We start from the raw sequence: 14969 nt of genomic DNA, 5'->3' as shown, positions 1-14969 counted from the left end.
GGGATCTCGACCAGGGCAGGATCCCTGCTGTCTGGATTTGTTTTTCTTGCGGCTTCTGTCATCGCCTCTGGAGTTTAGAACATCCTTACTTCATCTTCCTCTCACTTGTTCAGAAACCATTTGGATTGGAACAGCCAATAAGCAGCAAAATGCTCACGGTTGAGCTTCACGGTTGATCTTTAGGATAGGGCAGGGATCCCTTGCAGTTCGGCCAGCATGGTGCGGGCTGTCTGGGTGGGATCGGCAGCTTCCATCAAAGCCCGCACCACAGCTACACGGGTGGCCCCAGCTCGACGCACCTCGGGCAGGTTGTGGGGATCGATGCCGCCGATGGCAAACCAGGGCAGGTGGGCTTTCTCGGCAGCCAGGCGCACGTACTCCAGGCCGGCAGGGGGTTTCTCCGCTTTGGTGGGGGTGGGGTAAACGGGGCCGACGCCAATGTAGTCCACGTCGCTGTTCAGGGCTTGGGCCAGCTCTTCGGCGTTGGTGGTGGACAGGCCAATGAGCCGCTGGGATCCCAGGAGGTGCCGAGCTTGGGCGACCGGCAGATCCGTCTGGCCCAGGTGAACCCCATCAGCCTGGCTGACCAGAGCCAAGTCCACCCGGTCGTTGACGATCATCAGCGCCTGGTAGCGGTCGCACAGCTGCCGCAGCTGTTTGAGATCCCGCAGCATCTCGCCGTCGGGGAGGTTTTTGCGGCGATATTGCACCAGGGTCACCCCGCCCCGCAGGGATTTTTCCACCACCTCTAGCCAGTGGGGCACAGGGCTGGTCACCAAATAAAGATGGGCTGCCAGGAGACGCTGCCGCAGGGATCCGCCCAGCAGTTCACTTTCCAAGACGTAGAGCCGATAGCGCATGTCTTTGGCCAGCTTGGCCAGGCCAGGGGCCACCCAGTGGTGGGATTCGGCCAACTTGCCGTATTCTTCTAACACCCGCAGGGCTTCTTGCACACGGCTGCAATTGGCTTGCAAGAGGTGGCGGAGATCCCGCCGTTGCTCCTCTTGCGGGTGGGAGATCTGGGTGCCTGGATCGGCGGAAGTATCGCGGGCCAAACGCAGGGGATCGCTGTGCCAGCGGGCCAGGGCTTGGCGCATGGCCTTGCATTCGGCAGAGAGCTTTCCCTCTTCCAGGCCGAAACGAAACCATTCTTCCAATACCCGTAGTCCTTCACGAGCTCGATCGAGGTTGGCATCCAGAATACGGGCGACGGCCTGGGGTTTCATGTTCCCTATACGTGGGAAGAGAGTTGCTTAATTTTTACCAAAAAAATGCGCCTAAAGCCCCGTCCTACCCTTAGCCGGAAGCAAGTCAGTAGGGTGGAGAGTAGTCAATTCACTGTAAATCGGAATGGTTTCCCTGAGGCTGTCCTTGGCCCTGAGGAGAAAGAGGGTGATGCCATAAGGCGTTAAGAAAGGCTTGCTGCGGCGTGTGTCCCCAGGCGAAGGCCCGTGGGCCGGCCCCTTCCGGCAAGTAGGCCCAAGCATAGCGCTCGCAGGCGGGAAAGTAGCGGATCTCCCACCAAGTTCCCCCTACAGGCACATCTTTCACTGCCCGCAAGAAAGGGCCGCGATGGCGGGCGAGGCGCTCTTCTATAAAGTAGGGGCCTTCCAGCTGAAGGGCTTCTACCGCTGCAATAAGCTCGGCTCGTTGTCGCTCATTTCGGATCATCTCCCGGGTTCCCCTCTTGGATTGGCTCTATTCTATGAGGAGATTTCTGGTGAGCTGGGGGATCCCTCTTGATTCAGCCCAGATTGCGCCTACGGCAAGCTGTGGAAACCCAATGGAATCCAACGAATCCACCGCAGGTGCTGTGTCTGAGCAATGGACACGGGGAAGATGAGGTGGGCAGTCGCCTTGCTGTTGCCCTAGTCCAACTGGGGATCCCGGTGCAAGCCTTGCCGATTGTGGGAGAAGGGACAGCCTACCAACGCCAAGGGATCCCCCTGCTGCCCATTGCCCAGGTGATGCCGTCGGGGGGGTTTATTTATCAGGATTGGCGGCAGTTGTGGCGGGATTTGCGGGCCGGTTTGCTGGGGCTGACGGGGCGGCAATTGGCGTTGGTTCGGCGGGCAGCAGCCCAGAGGAACCTGGTGCTGGCCGTGGGGGATATTGTGCCCTTGCTGATGGCATGGTGGAGCGGGATCCCCTACGCCTTTGTGGGCACGGCCAAGTCGGACTATTACTGGCGGGATGAAGGGGGGCCCTACCGACGCCCCTGGATCCCTTTTGGGCAGCCGATTTCCGATTACCTGCCCTGGGAGCGCTGGCTGATGGCCCACAAGCGCTGCCTGGGTTCTTTTTTGCGGGATGAGCTGACGGCTACAGCTTTGCAAAAACGGGGCCTAAGGGCCTTTTACCTGGGCAACCCGATGATGGATGGCCTAGAGCCACGCGGGACATTGCCTTTGGATCCCCACCGGCCGGCCTTGCTGCTCTTGCCCGGATCCCGTCCGCCGGAAGCCTATCGCAACTGGGCCCTGATGATGCAGGTGGTGGAGCGGCTCCCAACGGAGCTGCAAGTCTATGCTGCCCTCAGCCCCAACCTGGAGCGAGACCCGCTTCAGGCTCGGATCCCATCTCAGCGCAGCGATGTGCTTCTGGTTTGGGGGGACTTCGGCGCCTGTGCCCAACGAGCAACGGTGGTGCTGGCCATGGCGGGAACGGCCACCGAGCAATGTGTGGGCTTGGGAAAACCGGTGGTGACCCTGCCGGGAGAGGGACCGCAGTTTACCCCGCGCTTTGCCGAAGCACAGACTCGTCTTTTGGGATCCGCCGTCCACCTGACCTCAGTGGAGCAGGCTCCCGCCGTGGTTGGCCGGATTCTGGAACGCCTGGCCGCCGATCCCAACTACGCGGCTGAGTTGCGGGCCCATGGACGCCGCCGCATGGGATCCCCAGGGGCCGCCCGGCGCATTGCCGCTCAACTTCGAGATTGGCTCCGGCCAGCCGGCCCGGTTTTGGAACCGTTCGAGCCAGACACATTGTGAGCCAGACACATTGTGAAATATATTGTGAAATGGGGAGCAGGTCGTTAAAAGGCCCGACTTATTGCTGTTAAGTTTAGTTTTCCGTTTTTAAGTATAAGTATTTGATGGCCTTGAACCTTCTTTTGGGGTTGGAGAGCAGTTGGTGGATCCCTTGCTATGGGTGGGCGGGAACAGCTTTGGCCATTCCCTGGGCAACGGGGTGGGTCAAGGGCAGTGGCCCGCGCCCGGCAGCTTACCTCAACATCCTTCTGACTTTTGCCGCCTTTGCCCATGGCCTTTGGCTGTTGCGGCAGGTTTGGGGTCGGGATCCCCAGATCCTGAACTACCCCTGGTTTCGGGTGGCCGATTTGGATTTGACTCTGTCTTTGGAGATCTCGCCCCTGACAATGGGGGCCGTCGTCTGGATCAGCGGTTTGAGCCTGCTGGCCCAGATCTATGCGCTGGGGTATTTGGATAAGGACTGGGGCCTGGGTCGCTTTGCCGCCCTGATGGGCTTTTTCGAGGGGGGAATGACAGGGATCGCCCTCAGCGACTCGCTGTTTTTCAGCTATGCCCTGCTGGAGATGCTCACCCTTTCCACCTATTTGCTGGTGGGCTTTTGGTACGCCCAGCCTCTGGTGGTGACGGCGGCGCGGGATGCGTTTTTAACCAAGCGGGTAGGGGATCTGTTGCTGCTGATGGGGGTGGTGGCAATTTCCAACTTTTCTGGGGCCTTGACCTTTTCCGGCCTGCGGGACTGGGCGGCTACGACTAGCTTGGATCCGGCCTGGGCGGCTTTGATGGGGTTGGCTTTGATTGCAGGGCCTTTGGGGAAATGCGCCCAGTTTCCGCTGCACCTGTGGCTGGATGAGGCGATGGAAGCGCCCAACCCGGCTTCGATTTTGCGCAATTCGGCAGTGGTGGCCTGCGGGGCTTTTGTGCTGATTAAGCTGCAACCGCTACTGGCCCTGTCGCCGATTACGAATGGGGTCTTGGTGGCCATCGGCACGATCACAGCCCTGGGCGGATCCCTGGTGGCCTTGGCGCAAATCGATATCAAACGCACCTTCTCCTACTCCACGAGTGCCTACTTGGGGTTGGTGTTTGTGGCAGTGGGAATGCAGCAGCCGGAGCTGGCCCTGGAGTTGCTGCTCATGCACGGCCTGGCTAAGGCGCTGCTGTTTATGGGGGTGGGATCCCTCATCTACACCACCGCTACCCAAAACCTGACGGAATTGGGAGGGTTGCGCAGCCGTATGCCGGCCACAGTTGCCGCCTTTGCGGTGGGATCCCTGGGGATGGTGGCTCTGCTGCCCCTAGGGTGCTTTTGGACGCTGACCCGCCTGGCGCTGGTCTACAGCGGGGTGCAGCCGGCCCTGGTGGGGGTGCTGCTGCTGGTGAATGGGCTGACGGCTCTCAACCTGGCGCGGGTGTTTGGCCTGGTCTTTTTGGGATCCCCGCAACCCAAAACCCGCCGGGCCCCTGAGGTGGGCTGGCTGATGGCTCTGCCCATGGGCATCCTGACGGTGCAAACCTTGCTCATGCCCTGGCTGTTGGGGCGCTGGGGGCTCTATCCCGACTGGAACCCGCAGCTGAGGTGGATGGCGGCTCTGCTGACGGCTGCTGGGCTGGTGGGGGCAGCCATTGGCGGCTGGCTGTACTGGGGGGACCAACGGAGGGTATATCTGCCCTGGCCGGAGTTGCAGGATCTGCTGGCCCACGACTTTTACACGGGGCACCTCTACCAAGCCCTGGTGGTGCAACCGGTCAGCGCCCTCTCCCGCGGATTGGAGTGGCTGGATCGCAACGGAGTGGACGGCTTGGTGAACGGGGTGAGCCTGGCCTTTTTCTTCAGCGGCGAAGCCCTCAAGTACACCCTGTCGGGGCGGATGCAACTCTATGTGCTGGTGATTGTCATCGGGATGGTGTTGGTTACAGCTTGGCTACTGCGTTCGCCCCATTTGGGGTTGGCCTATTGATGGGAGAGAGCCATGTTGAGCCTTTTGATTGGGATCCCGTTGTTGGGGAGCATCTTGATTGGGTTGATTCCCGAGCAGGCGGGGAAGGGCTTGCACCGGGCTTTGGCCTTGGGGTTTGGGTGGGTTTTGTTTGGCCTGAGCGCGGGGCTGTTGCTGATCTTTGACCCCCACCTTGGATCCCTGCAATTGGCGGAAAGGATGGCCTGGATCCCCCAGTTGGGCTTGGTTTATGAGGTGGGAGTGGATGGGATCTCTCTGCCTTTGGTGGTGATGACCGGGCTGCTGGTGCTGATGGCCATTTGGGCCAGTGGCCAGGTGGAGCGGCCCCGCCTCTACTACAGCTTGGTGCTTATGCTGGCGGCAGCGGTGGCCGGAGCTTTTTTGGCTCAGAATTTGCTGCTGTTTTTCCTGTTCTATGAAGTGGAGCTGATCCCCCTGTATTTGCTCATCGCCATCTGGGGAGGGCCGCGCCGCACCTATGCCGCCACCAAGTTTTTGGTTTACACCGCTCTGTCGGGGATCCTCCTCTTGATTGGCTTTTTCGGCCTCAGTTGGCTGAGCGATGCCCACAGCTTTACCTACACCGTCCTGCAGGCCCACCCTTTACCTCGGCTGTCGCAGATCCTTTTGCTCATTCCCATTCTGCTGGGCCTGGCCATCAAGATCCCCTTGGTGCCCTTCCACACCTGGTTGCCGGATGCCCATGTGGAGGCTTCCACCCCCATTTCCGTGTTGCTGGCGGGTTTGCTTTTGAAGTTGGGCACCTACGGCCTGGTGCGCTTTGGCCTGCAGCTCTTGCCGGATGCCTGGGATCAAGCCGGGCCTTGGCTGGCCGGTTGGGCGGTGGTTAACGTGCTCTATGGATCCCTGAACGCCTTGGTGCAGCAGGATATGAAAAAGCTGGTGGCCTACAGCTCCATTGCCCACATGGGCTACATCCTCTTGGCTGTAGCAGCAGCCACTCCCCTCTCCCTGGTGGGATCCGTCTTCCAGATGGTCAGCCATGGCCTCATCTCCTCGCTGCTGTTTCTTCTGGTGGGAGCCGTCTATGCCAACACCGGCACACGGGATCTCAAGCTGCTGCGGGGATTGCTCAACCCGGAGCGGGGCTTACCGCTTATTGGCAGCTTGATGGTGCTAGGGGTGATGGCCAGTGGCGGCACACCGGGCATGGTGGGCTTTATAGCTGAGTTCACCCTCTTTCGGGGCAGCTTTGCCGTCTTTCCCCTGCAAACGCTCCTGTGCATGGTGGGGACGGGATTGACGGCGGCCTATTTTCTGCTGATGGTGAACCGTGTCTTTTTTGGGCGCCTCTCGCAAGTGGCCATAGCCATGCAACGCCACGCCACTGAAGAGCGCCTGCCTGCTGTTGTTTTGGCAACGCTGGTGGTGTTACTGGGCCTGCAGCCTAGCTGGGCAACCCGCTGGGTGGAGTCCACCACCTTGGCCTTGGCCAAGGCTAACCTAGCTGGTGTTGCAGGACTGGTCACTGCCTTTCAGTTTGGGTTGTCTTCCTTTTGATGATTTGATGAGATCGACGGAGTTTCTTTTGCTCCCATGACTGCCACTCTTGCTCCTGCTCCTTCCTGCTTCTTTCTGGCCGGCTTATCTCCTCTGGAGCAACTGCAACTGGCTCCTATTGTCCAGCGCCTAGAGGCAGGGGGAGCCCTTGTGCCGGATGCCCCTGCCAATCGCCTAGAGGTCATTGGCATCCTGCATAGCTACGGCGAGGTGCTGGATGCCTATTCGCGCAATTTGATCTTTATTGCCGACCACCAATTTTTGGAGCTTTTTCCGGCGTTCAAGTATTTCAACGGCGAGATTACCCTGGGCAAATGGCTGCGCTACCTGTGGCATGACCGCATCAACTACGAGTTTGCCGAATACTGCATGAAGGCTATGCTCTGGCATGGGGGAGGGGGGCTAGACCGCTACCTGGATACCCCTGAATTTGTCGAGCGGGCCAAGAGAGCCATCCGGGCCAAAATCCGCTTCAATCCCTTCTTGCAGGGCTTGGGGATCTTGTTTCCCGACTTTGCTCTAGAACAGGTGCGCATGCTGGCTATGTACAGCGGCTTGGGCCAGTTTTGGCGGGTGATGAGCGATATTTTCCTGGCGCTGGCCAAGCGCTCTGAGACAGAACCCCACCTCACCATTCCCGACGTGGTGGCTCACATCCAGCAGGGGTTGGTGGCAGCTGCCGACAAGCCTATCACCTACGCTCCCTGCATCTGGGGCCGCCGCTACGAGATCATCCCTCTCTCGGCGGGTCTGACTTTCCTATCAGATACGGCTATTCCCTATGTGGAAGCGGTGTTTTTCCGCTCCTTTCCCTTTATGGGCACGGTTTCCTACAACGCCCAGGCCCACCAGATCCCGGCTGAGCAGGCTGACTTTGCCTACGGCGCCCTCTACGCCGATCCGCTGCCGGTAGGCAGCGCTGGGATCCCGCCTACCCTGTTGATGCAGGATATGATGCGCCACCTGCCCCCCTACTTGCGAGAGCACTACCGCCGCCAGCCTCGCGGGGATGATGACCTGCGGGTGAAAATCTGCCTCAGCTTCCAAAAGGCCATGTTCTGTGTTACCACTGCCGCCCTGCGGGCTCTTGCCCCCTTCCCTCTGGAAACTCAGGATCCCCAGCAGCAGTTGGCCAACCGCAAGTTTCTGGCTCCTTGGCTGCAGCGCCTGCTGGGATCCCGTCTGTTAAAGGTGCAGGAAGAAAGGGTTGAGGCCTAGCTGAGCTGGGAACTGCTACTTTTGGTTACTGGAAGGGGGATCCCCTTTTCGGATACAATATCTGCGCCCAGTTGAGCAATGGGGTGGCGTAGCCAAGTGGTAAGGCAGAGGTCTGCAAAACCTCTATGCGCCAGTTCGAATCTGGCCGCCACCTTTTAAACCTCACTTGCATCCCAAGCAGGGCAAGCATGAAAGACAAGCTGATATTGATGATCCCCGGCCCCACTCCCGTTCCCGAGAGTGCGCTGCTGGCGATGGCACGGGGGCCCATCGAGCACCGCAGCAAAGAGTTCACCGCCATTTTGGAAGAGGTCACCGATGGGTTGCGCTGGCTGCACCAAACCACCTCCGATGTGTTTGTCTTTTCCGCCAGTGGCACCGGCGCTATGGAAGCCGGGATCCTCAACACCCTCAGCCCTGGGGATCGGGTTTTGGTGGGGGTGAACGGCAAGTTTGGGGAGCGCTGGGCGGAAATGTCCGAGCAGTTTGGCCTTCAGTGTGAGCGGGTGGAAACCCCCTGGGGGATCCCTTACCCCGTCGAGATCTTCCAAGAAAAGCTGGCTGCCGACCGGGAAAAAACCATCAAAGCCGTCATCCTCACCCACTCGGAGACTTCCAGCGGCGTAGCCAACGATGTGCAAGCCATTGCTGCTGCTGCCCGCGAGCACGGGGAAGCCCTCGTCCTGGTGGATGGGGTCACCAGCGTGGGGGCAATGCCGGTGTTAATGGACGAATGGGGCTTGGATGTGGTGGCCTCGGGATCCCAGAAGGGCTATATGATCCCACCAGGGCTGGGATTTGTGGCCGTCAGCCCGCGGGCCATGGCCGCTACGGAGCGCTCTAGGTTTCCCAAGTACTACTGGAGCTTTAAGCTGGCGCAAAAGGCCCTGCGCCAAGGCACCACTCCCTTTACACCGGCGGTGAACCTGTTTTATGCCCTGCGAACGACGTTACAGATGATGCGGGCAGAGGGTTTGGAGGCCATTTACCGGCGTCATGCCAGGTTATCCCAAGCCACCCGTGCTGGCGTCAAGGCTCTGGGGCTAAAGCTCTTGGTTGATCCAGAGTCAGCGGCCAGTCCTTCGGTAACAGCTGTACTCGCTCCCGAAGGGATCAATGCCGATACCCTTCGCAGCACCTTGAAGAAACACTTCGACATCGCCCTTGCCGCTGGACAAGACCACCTCAAGGGCAAAATCTTCCGCATTGGCCATTTGGGCTTTGTGAGTGACCGCGATGTGCTGATGACCTTGGCTGCTCTGGAGTCAGCTTTACACACCGTGGGCTACAGCGACTTCACCCCAGGGGCGGGAACTCGCGCCGCCGAGGAAGTACTGGCCCACGGCTTCTGAGCCCCCAGCTCAGTAGTCTTTGACCCATAGCACTGACCCTTGCCCCTGGCTACAATGGGGGGACATGCTTAATAAAACTTCAGAACCCAAGGGTGGCTATGGTTGTCAGCTTGGAACGGGATCCCTGCGTGGTGCCTTCTGCTGGGGAGTTGCGGCAGGTGCTACAGGGGGTTGGCCCTCGTTCTTGTCCCTTGCAGTACAACTTTCACCTACACACTCGTTGTTCGGATGGGCAGATGGATCCCGTGGATCTGGCGGAGCAAGCACGCCGGCACGGTCTGAAGGGACTGGCCATCACCGATCACCACACCCTGAAGGGCTACGAGCGAGCCCGCGCCCACCTGGATCGTCCCGACGACCCCATCCTGTGGCCGGGGATCGAGATCACCGCCAACCTGTTGGGCTGTGAAGTGCATATTCTGGGCTACGGCTTCGATCCCACCGATGGTGTCCTGGATCCCTTTGCCCAAGGGGAGCAGGTTCCCGGCTTGCCCGCCGCCGACGCGATCCAGGCCATTCAAGCGGCAGGAGGCTTGGCGGTGTTGGCCCATCCCTTTCGCTATTGCCTGCCTGCAGAGGAAATTGTCCCAGCCGCAGCGGAGTTGGGAATAGATGGCCTTGAGGTCTACTACGCCTACAAAAACCCGGAGATTTGGATCCCTAGCCCGGAAGTGACGGAGAAAGCCGAAGAGCTGGCCGAGACCTACGGACTTTTGAAAACCTGTGGCACCGACTCTCATGGCCCCAGTATTCTGAGGCGGATTTGAGCCAGGCTACCCAGGTGGAGAACGGGCTGCTACGGGCGTGGATAGAGCAGCTGACCAAGCCGGCGCAACTGCTCTGCAGTGCCCATACACAGCAGCAGATCCCCCGGCTGCAACAGGGTTTCTCCGCTGGGGCCACCGATCAACTGGCCATCGGCCCGCCGGATTGCCACCACTAAAGCTCCGGATCGGTTGCGCAAATCGGCTTTCCGTAGGGTTTGCCCGACATAAGGACATTCTTGGGCTGCCAGCTCGTACTCCTCCAGGTAGAAAGTGCGATCCCGACCGGCAAGGATGCCATCCACAAAGTCCACAACCCGAGGACGCAGGGCAGCCGCCGCCATGCGTTTTCCGCCCGTGATGTAAGGAGAAATGGCATGGGCAACGCCCGCCCGCTGCAGTTTTTGCAAAGCCTCCTCCGTATTGGCGCGGGCAATGGTGCGAATGCGGGGGTTCAAGGTGCGGGCCGACAAGACCACGTAGAGGTTCTCGGCATCGGAAGACAGGGCGGCAATCAGCCCCTCCGCCTGTTGCACCCGCGCTTCGAGCAAAGTGGCATCCAGAGTACTATCCCCCTGGAGAGCCACATATCCCAGCTCTTGAGCCACCTGAATCGCCTCAGCAGACTGATCGATCACCAAAAATGGCACCCCTTCTGCTCGAAACTCTTGAGCCACCTGCCGCCCAATGCGCCCGAAACCGCAAATGATGTAGTGGTTGTTCAGCGCTTCCATCTGTTTCTTCCATTTCCGTTGCCGGATCCCTTCCTGAAAATGTCCCTGGATGAGGGCCTCTGTAAAGCGATTCACCATGAACCCAATGCTCAAGACCCCCATCAGGATCAAGGCCACCGTAAATAAACGCCCCCGCTCCCCCAGCGGCCCCACCTCCATGAAGCCCACGGTGGTTAGGGTGATAACGGTCATGTAAAAAGCTTCCACCCAAGGCCACTGCTCCACCCCGTGGTACCAGAGGGTGCCGATCAGCACCACACACACCAATGCCCCCACACCCAAGCCGAGGTCTCGCCGGATCCCGGGATCCCTTTTGGCAGCCTGGAAGGGGGGACGAGCAGAAGCCATAGAGCCCAGCCAGATCTAGCCCAGGAAAAGGAAGCAAGAACTAGAATGGGGAAGAACCCGTTGTTGTTCGGTAACAAGTGGAGTGCGGATGCCTGAATACATCAAAGTGGAATATCGGATCGACAAAAACGGACAGGTCACCGAGACCGTACTGAATGGTTCTGGCTCCAGTTGTACCCTAGCTACCGCCGGCTTGGAATCGGCTCTCGGAACTGTGCAGAAACGGGAGCTCTTGCCGGAGTTTCACCAACTGACTGAAATCGAGAGGGAGTCAGAAGTCTCTTTGAAGCAAACCCGCTGACTCCATATCCATTTGCCTAGGGTTCTCACCATCTTCTCACTTTTTCTTTTTGCTCCCCTTTCCGGCCGTATTGCCGGCCCGTGCCGCTCCAACCGCAGCCTGAAACAGCCAAACAGCCAATGGAGCAGCGACAACCAAGATGATGCTGGTGGGGCCGACGCCAAAATCCGGCTCGCCAGAAGCCAACTCGAAAATTGAGCCAACAGCAGCAATGGCGCTGAGGCAGGAAACGGCCAAGAGCAGGTAACCTTTAACGCTGGTGGTCATAGAGAACCCGTTTGTGGACTAAACTTGTGCAGTACAGGGCAAGCCGGTCGAATGCGTATTCATTCACCAAAAAGCCCTCCCACTCCTGAGAGGGCTAACTTTTATGCTAAAGGCAGGGATCCCTGTCCAGCAAGGCAAAACCAAAAGTGGGATCCCTAGAAGTTCAGCACTTGGGGTGTGGATTTAGCCGTTCACGATGATCTTGCCGACCATTCCGGCCCCACGGTGGGGCGTGCAGTAGTAGGTGTACTCACCTGGAGGAACATCGACAAAAGCTGACTCCACAACCTGCTTGGGAGCTGTAAGCAGCGCCTTGTGGGAGAGTTTGGCCGCCAAAGCCGCATCTCCACCGGGCACCTTGTCAAAGACGACGTTGTGGGGATAGACCTTGTTGTTCACCCATTGGACGGTATCCCCTTGATTGATGGTGAGAGAAGGCGGATCGTAGACCAACTGGGCCTTGTCAGATCCCATTTTGACAATGTAGGTCTCGGCAGCAGCAGGGTTGGACAAGAACGCCACAGCCAATCCCCCAACCACAAGGCTGAGCAGGATGAGCTGCAAACGCTTCACCAGGTTAAAAACTAGAGACATGGATTCCTCTCAAAACGCAACAGCAGCTATCCCGGACTTTGCGGCTCGGTTGTTCCCTTGTATGCAGTGAAGAGAACCCAGCCAGGCGGAGGGACAGCAGGGACACTTGGATTCCTAATGTTCATTATAAGGGGGCTCATCCCAAAATAGAGCATGCCCACCTATGGAGCGGTAGCATCCGTTCTTTAACAGAAGGCCACAGCAGACCGAACCCGTCAAACAACAGAACTCTCTCGCGGGTCTATGGCAACACTTCTGCTGGGCAACCCGATGCGGCTGGATCCCCAACCACTTGGGGTAGAGCATCTTGGCAGTTGGCGAGCGTGCGCAGGGAACCGAGAGCCAGTTTTCCGGGTCGTCCTCATCTCTACCCAAAAGTGCTTCGCAAAGTTTCGCAAAGTAGAGATTCTTTTTCCGTGGGATCCCTTAAAGTCCAAGAGTGTCTTGCCTAACAAATCCGTAGGGTTGTCGATGCACAAGAAGGGCAAATCATCCTAATCTCAAAGAGCAGGTTCTTGGATGCTGCTGGTCGGTATTCCTTTGAGATTCCTCAATAACATCACCTGAAAGTCAGTTGGTTGTTCAGCCCTCACCAAAATAGGGAGTCTGTTAAGATGAGCGTACAGCGTTCACCCGTAGTTGGTCCAAGCAAGAGTCGGCTTGCAACAAGTTTAGAATCGACGGATCAGCGGCTTAACATTCAAATCTTGGCCCGTTGCATCGGCAGTGCCTTGAACCTGGGCGCTCCCCTCAGGGTTGAAGTACACTACACCTCAAAAGTGCAGCAGTAAGGTTTTCTTACCAGGCCGATCTGGAGGCACAGCTTCATACTGCAGTTTTTACTTATCTGAGCCTGGAGTGAGTTTTTGGACTTCTTACTTCACTGTATAGCCATATAGCCACTGCTAGCTAAGACAACGCATCTAGCGTATGAGGAAACTCCTCTGGCTCTCTAGAAGAGAGGAGCGAGCGTAAGCCAATTTCTCGGCCAGAAGGTTGTATGGCAGTCGGCTACAGGGATCCCTGAACTTCCTGATCCTGAGATGCTTTGGGGATGAGTTACATTGCCATCGGCCAAACCCTTTGCCAGAGGTTGAAACTCTCTCCCTCTGAGGTGCGGGATCCAGAAACCCTTCTGCCCCGGAGGGCAGGGTGCTCTAAGTTGGCTTAACATTATTTCATGACCGGGCCTGGCCCTCACCTTGCCAAGGGCGGGTGGCCAATATCAGTGCCTAGGGATCCGGCTCAACTTCCTTACCCATTGCAGGCAAAACGACCATGGTAGGCATCTTCAAGCGCTTGTTCGGCTCGCGCGGCAAAGCTGCGGCCACGTCCTCACCGGAAACTGTTGCTAAGCCAACCCCAAAGAAAGCGAAAAACGACAATACTTTTTTTCTCGACCCAGATGAAGCCAAAACCCTTGGCAACATCGAGTATATGCGCACCCCCAGGATCGTGAAGCACACCTTCCAGGATTTCGGCAGCAAGGAGAAGGTGGAGGTGGTGGAGCAGGTCTCTTCCCTCAGCAAAGTTAAGTTGTCCACAGAGCAAGCCAAAACTCCTGAAACTGCTGCTGAGCAGGGATCCTCCGCTTCAAGCAGCAGCGGAGCAAGCCCACGCCGTCAGGGGGGATCGGACATGGATACCTTCCGCAATATGGCCCGCAGCCTGAGACGCAAATAGGCCAAATTCAGGTTGATCCCCGTCAGAGCCGAGCCAGAGGCTGGATCCCAGCTTTCTTCTTCACGGCAGCGGCAGGCGTGATACAACTGCTATCGAACCGGCTAATCTGCGACTGAACTGAGGAGGAGCAATGGCGATTAAGCGAGGCACCTTGGTGCGGGCTATCCGCGAGAAACTGGAGGGTAGCTTAGAAGCGCAGGCAAGCGATCCTTTTATTCCCAACTACGTTTTCGAGACCCCCGGAGAAGTCGTGGATATCAAAGGTGACTACCTGCAGATTAAGTTTGGGGCTGTTCCCACCCCTACGGTTTGGCTGCGGGCGGATCAGGTTCAGGAGATGGCGGGTTGAGTAGAAGCACGGAATGTTCCCCATCTGCATACCCCGTGATGGGGTGAAGGGGGATCCATGGCACTCCTGGCTGCTCCCAACCGTGAACAAATCCTGCAGCGTAGGCAGCTTTTGCGTCGGCAACGGCGCAGCCGATTCTGGCAGGGATCCTGGCGCCTGACCGGTTCGATGACCCTCTTGGCGCTGCTGGTGCTGGGCCTACGGCAGCCCCACTGGCAAATTCGTCAGCCAGAACAGATTCAGGTAAAGGGTGCCCACTGGGTCGATCCCGCCTGGATACGGGCACAATTGCCCCTGCAGTATCCCCTCAACATTTGGCAGGTGCAACCGGCTGTTTTGGAAAGGGCTTTGCTGGGATCCCCGGCCCGCCCCTCTCCCATCGAAAGCGTCCAGGTGCAGCGACGGCTGCTGCCGGTGGGGGTAATCGTCCAGGTGCGAGAACGGCAACCTGTTGCGCGGGCGCGATGGGGCGACCAGATGGGCTGGGTGGATGTCCAGGGCAACTGGCTGTCTCCGGATCCCTACCGTTCCCCCGCGTCTTGGCCTGAGCTGGAGCTGCTGGGCTGGGAGAACCACACCCCAGAGCAATGGGCGCTGTTGCTCAGGGCTTTACAGCAGTCTGAAATTCAGATCAGGGCAGTGGATTGGCAATCTGGAGCGGGGATCACCCTGCATACTGAGCTGGGCAACGTCTACCTGGGGCCGATTTCCGACCGCTTGCCCTTGCAAATTCAGACCCTCAACCAAATGCGGGATCTGCGCCGCTACTGCGAGTGTACGCCCGACGACATCGTCCACATTGACCTCACCAGCCCCAGTGTGCCCACCTTGCAACTTACCCCCACGGCCACCCAGGAGCGCTGGAAAGACGTGCGGATGCCCTAGCTTTG

The 14969-nt window shown here is 58.5% G+C and carries 15 protein-coding genes and 1 tRNA gene; 11 read left to right on the top strand and 5 right to left on the bottom strand.

Annotated elements, in window-relative coordinates:
* Nucleotides 1-179 precede the first annotated feature (179 nt).
* The gene (locus ACVWZJ_RS01855; protein ID WP_011433412.1) at nucleotides 180-1226 is read right to left on the bottom strand and encodes a thiamine phosphate synthase; all 1047 of its coding nucleotides are present in this window, start codon (nucleotides 1224-1226) and stop codon (nucleotides 180-182) included.
* Between the two features lie 109 nt (nucleotides 1227-1335).
* Nucleotides 1336-1671: a hypothetical protein gene (locus tag ACVWZJ_RS01850; protein WP_011433411.1), complete on the bottom strand. Its 336-nt coding sequence runs from the start codon at nucleotides 1669-1671 to the stop codon at nucleotides 1336-1338.
* 101 nt (nucleotides 1672-1772) lie between these two features.
* On the opposite strand from ACVWZJ_RS01850, the gene ACVWZJ_RS01845 reads away from it, so the two are divergent.
* The 7 genes from ACVWZJ_RS01845 (at nucleotide 1773) to ACVWZJ_RS01815 (ending at nucleotide 9806) form a co-directional block, all read left to right on the top strand.
* On the top strand, nucleotides 1773-2990 hold the full coding sequence (locus tag ACVWZJ_RS01845; RefSeq protein ID WP_457394352.1) for a lipid-A-disaccharide synthase-related protein: 1218 nt from the start codon (nucleotides 1773-1775) through the stop codon (nucleotides 2988-2990).
* A 104-nt stretch (nucleotides 2991-3094) separates the two neighbouring features.
* Entirely contained in the window at nucleotides 3095-4948 is a 1854-nt protein-coding gene (locus tag ACVWZJ_RS01840; protein WP_041436592.1) for an NAD(P)H-quinone oxidoreductase subunit F, read from the top strand.
* Nucleotides 4949-4960: 12 nt separating this feature from the next.
* Entirely contained in the window at nucleotides 4961-6469 is a 1509-nt protein-coding gene (locus ACVWZJ_RS01835) for an NADH-quinone oxidoreductase subunit M (RefSeq protein WP_011433408.1), read from the top strand.
* 36 nt (nucleotides 6470-6505) lie between these two features.
* Nucleotides 6506-7687: a CO2 hydration protein gene (locus tag ACVWZJ_RS01830; RefSeq protein ID WP_011433407.1), complete on the top strand. Its 1182-nt coding sequence runs from the start codon at nucleotides 6506-6508 to the stop codon at nucleotides 7685-7687.
* Between the two features lie 82 nt (nucleotides 7688-7769).
* A tRNA-Cys gene (locus ACVWZJ_RS01825) sits at nucleotides 7770-7841 on the top strand.
* 34 nt (nucleotides 7842-7875) lie between these two features.
* Nucleotides 7876-9039, top strand: a complete 1164-nt coding sequence (locus ACVWZJ_RS01820; RefSeq protein WP_011433406.1) for a pyridoxal-phosphate-dependent aminotransferase family protein — start codon at nucleotides 7876-7878, stop codon at nucleotides 9037-9039.
* Nucleotides 9040-9137: 98 nt separating this feature from the next.
* Nucleotides 9138-9806 carry a PHP domain-containing protein gene (locus ACVWZJ_RS01815; protein WP_011433405.1) on the top strand — a complete coding sequence of 223 codons (669 nt, stop codon included), beginning with the start codon at nucleotides 9138-9140 and terminating at the stop codon, nucleotides 9804-9806.
* Nucleotides 9807-9835: 29 nt separating this feature from the next.
* On the opposite strand, the gene ACVWZJ_RS01810 is transcribed toward ACVWZJ_RS01815, so the two are convergent.
* Nucleotides 9836-10885 (bottom strand): potassium channel family protein, encoded by a 1050-nt coding sequence (locus tag ACVWZJ_RS01810; protein ID WP_011433404.1) that lies wholly within the window; start codon nucleotides 10883-10885, stop codon nucleotides 9836-9838.
* 88 nt (nucleotides 10886-10973) lie between these two features.
* On the opposite strand from ACVWZJ_RS01810, the gene ACVWZJ_RS01805 reads away from it, so the two are divergent.
* Nucleotides 10974-11186, top strand: coding sequence for a DUF2997 domain-containing protein (locus ACVWZJ_RS01805; RefSeq protein WP_011433403.1), 213 nt, complete (start codon nucleotides 10974-10976; stop codon nucleotides 11184-11186).
* Between the two features lie 36 nt (nucleotides 11187-11222).
* On the opposite strand, the gene ACVWZJ_RS01800 is transcribed toward ACVWZJ_RS01805, so the two are convergent.
* Nucleotides 11223-11453 (bottom strand): hypothetical protein, encoded by a 231-nt coding sequence (locus ACVWZJ_RS01800; protein ID WP_011433402.1) that lies wholly within the window; start codon nucleotides 11451-11453, stop codon nucleotides 11223-11225.
* A gap of 183 nt (nucleotides 11454-11636) precedes the next feature.
* Entirely contained in the window at nucleotides 11637-12047 is a 411-nt protein-coding gene (gene petE / locus ACVWZJ_RS01795) for a plastocyanin (protein ID WP_011433401.1), read from the bottom strand.
* A 1278-nt stretch (nucleotides 12048-13325) separates the two neighbouring features.
* Here petE and ACVWZJ_RS01790 point away from each other — a divergent pair.
* The 3 genes from ACVWZJ_RS01790 to ACVWZJ_RS01780 all read left to right on the top strand — a co-directional run bounded on the left by ACVWZJ_RS01790 (nucleotide 13326) and on the right by ACVWZJ_RS01780 (nucleotide 14964).
* Nucleotides 13326-13730: a hypothetical protein gene (locus ACVWZJ_RS01790; protein ID WP_011433399.1), complete on the top strand. Its 405-nt coding sequence runs from the start codon at nucleotides 13326-13328 to the stop codon at nucleotides 13728-13730.
* 130 nt (nucleotides 13731-13860) lie between these two features.
* On the top strand, nucleotides 13861-14079 hold the full coding sequence (gene ndhO / locus ACVWZJ_RS01785; RefSeq protein WP_011433398.1) for an NAD(P)H-quinone oxidoreductase subunit O: 219 nt from the start codon (nucleotides 13861-13863) through the stop codon (nucleotides 14077-14079).
* Nucleotides 14080-14136: 57 nt separating this feature from the next.
* On the top strand, nucleotides 14137-14964 hold the full coding sequence (locus ACVWZJ_RS01780) for a cell division protein FtsQ/DivIB (protein WP_457394248.1): 828 nt from the start codon (nucleotides 14137-14139) through the stop codon (nucleotides 14962-14964).
* Nucleotides 14965-14969: the final 5 nt, after the last annotated feature.

This window comes from Thermostichus sp. OS-CIW-29, assembly GCF_054058195.1.
The sequence above is the reverse complement of the archived record's forward strand: the minus strand, read 5'-3'. Positions and strand labels throughout refer to the sequence as shown.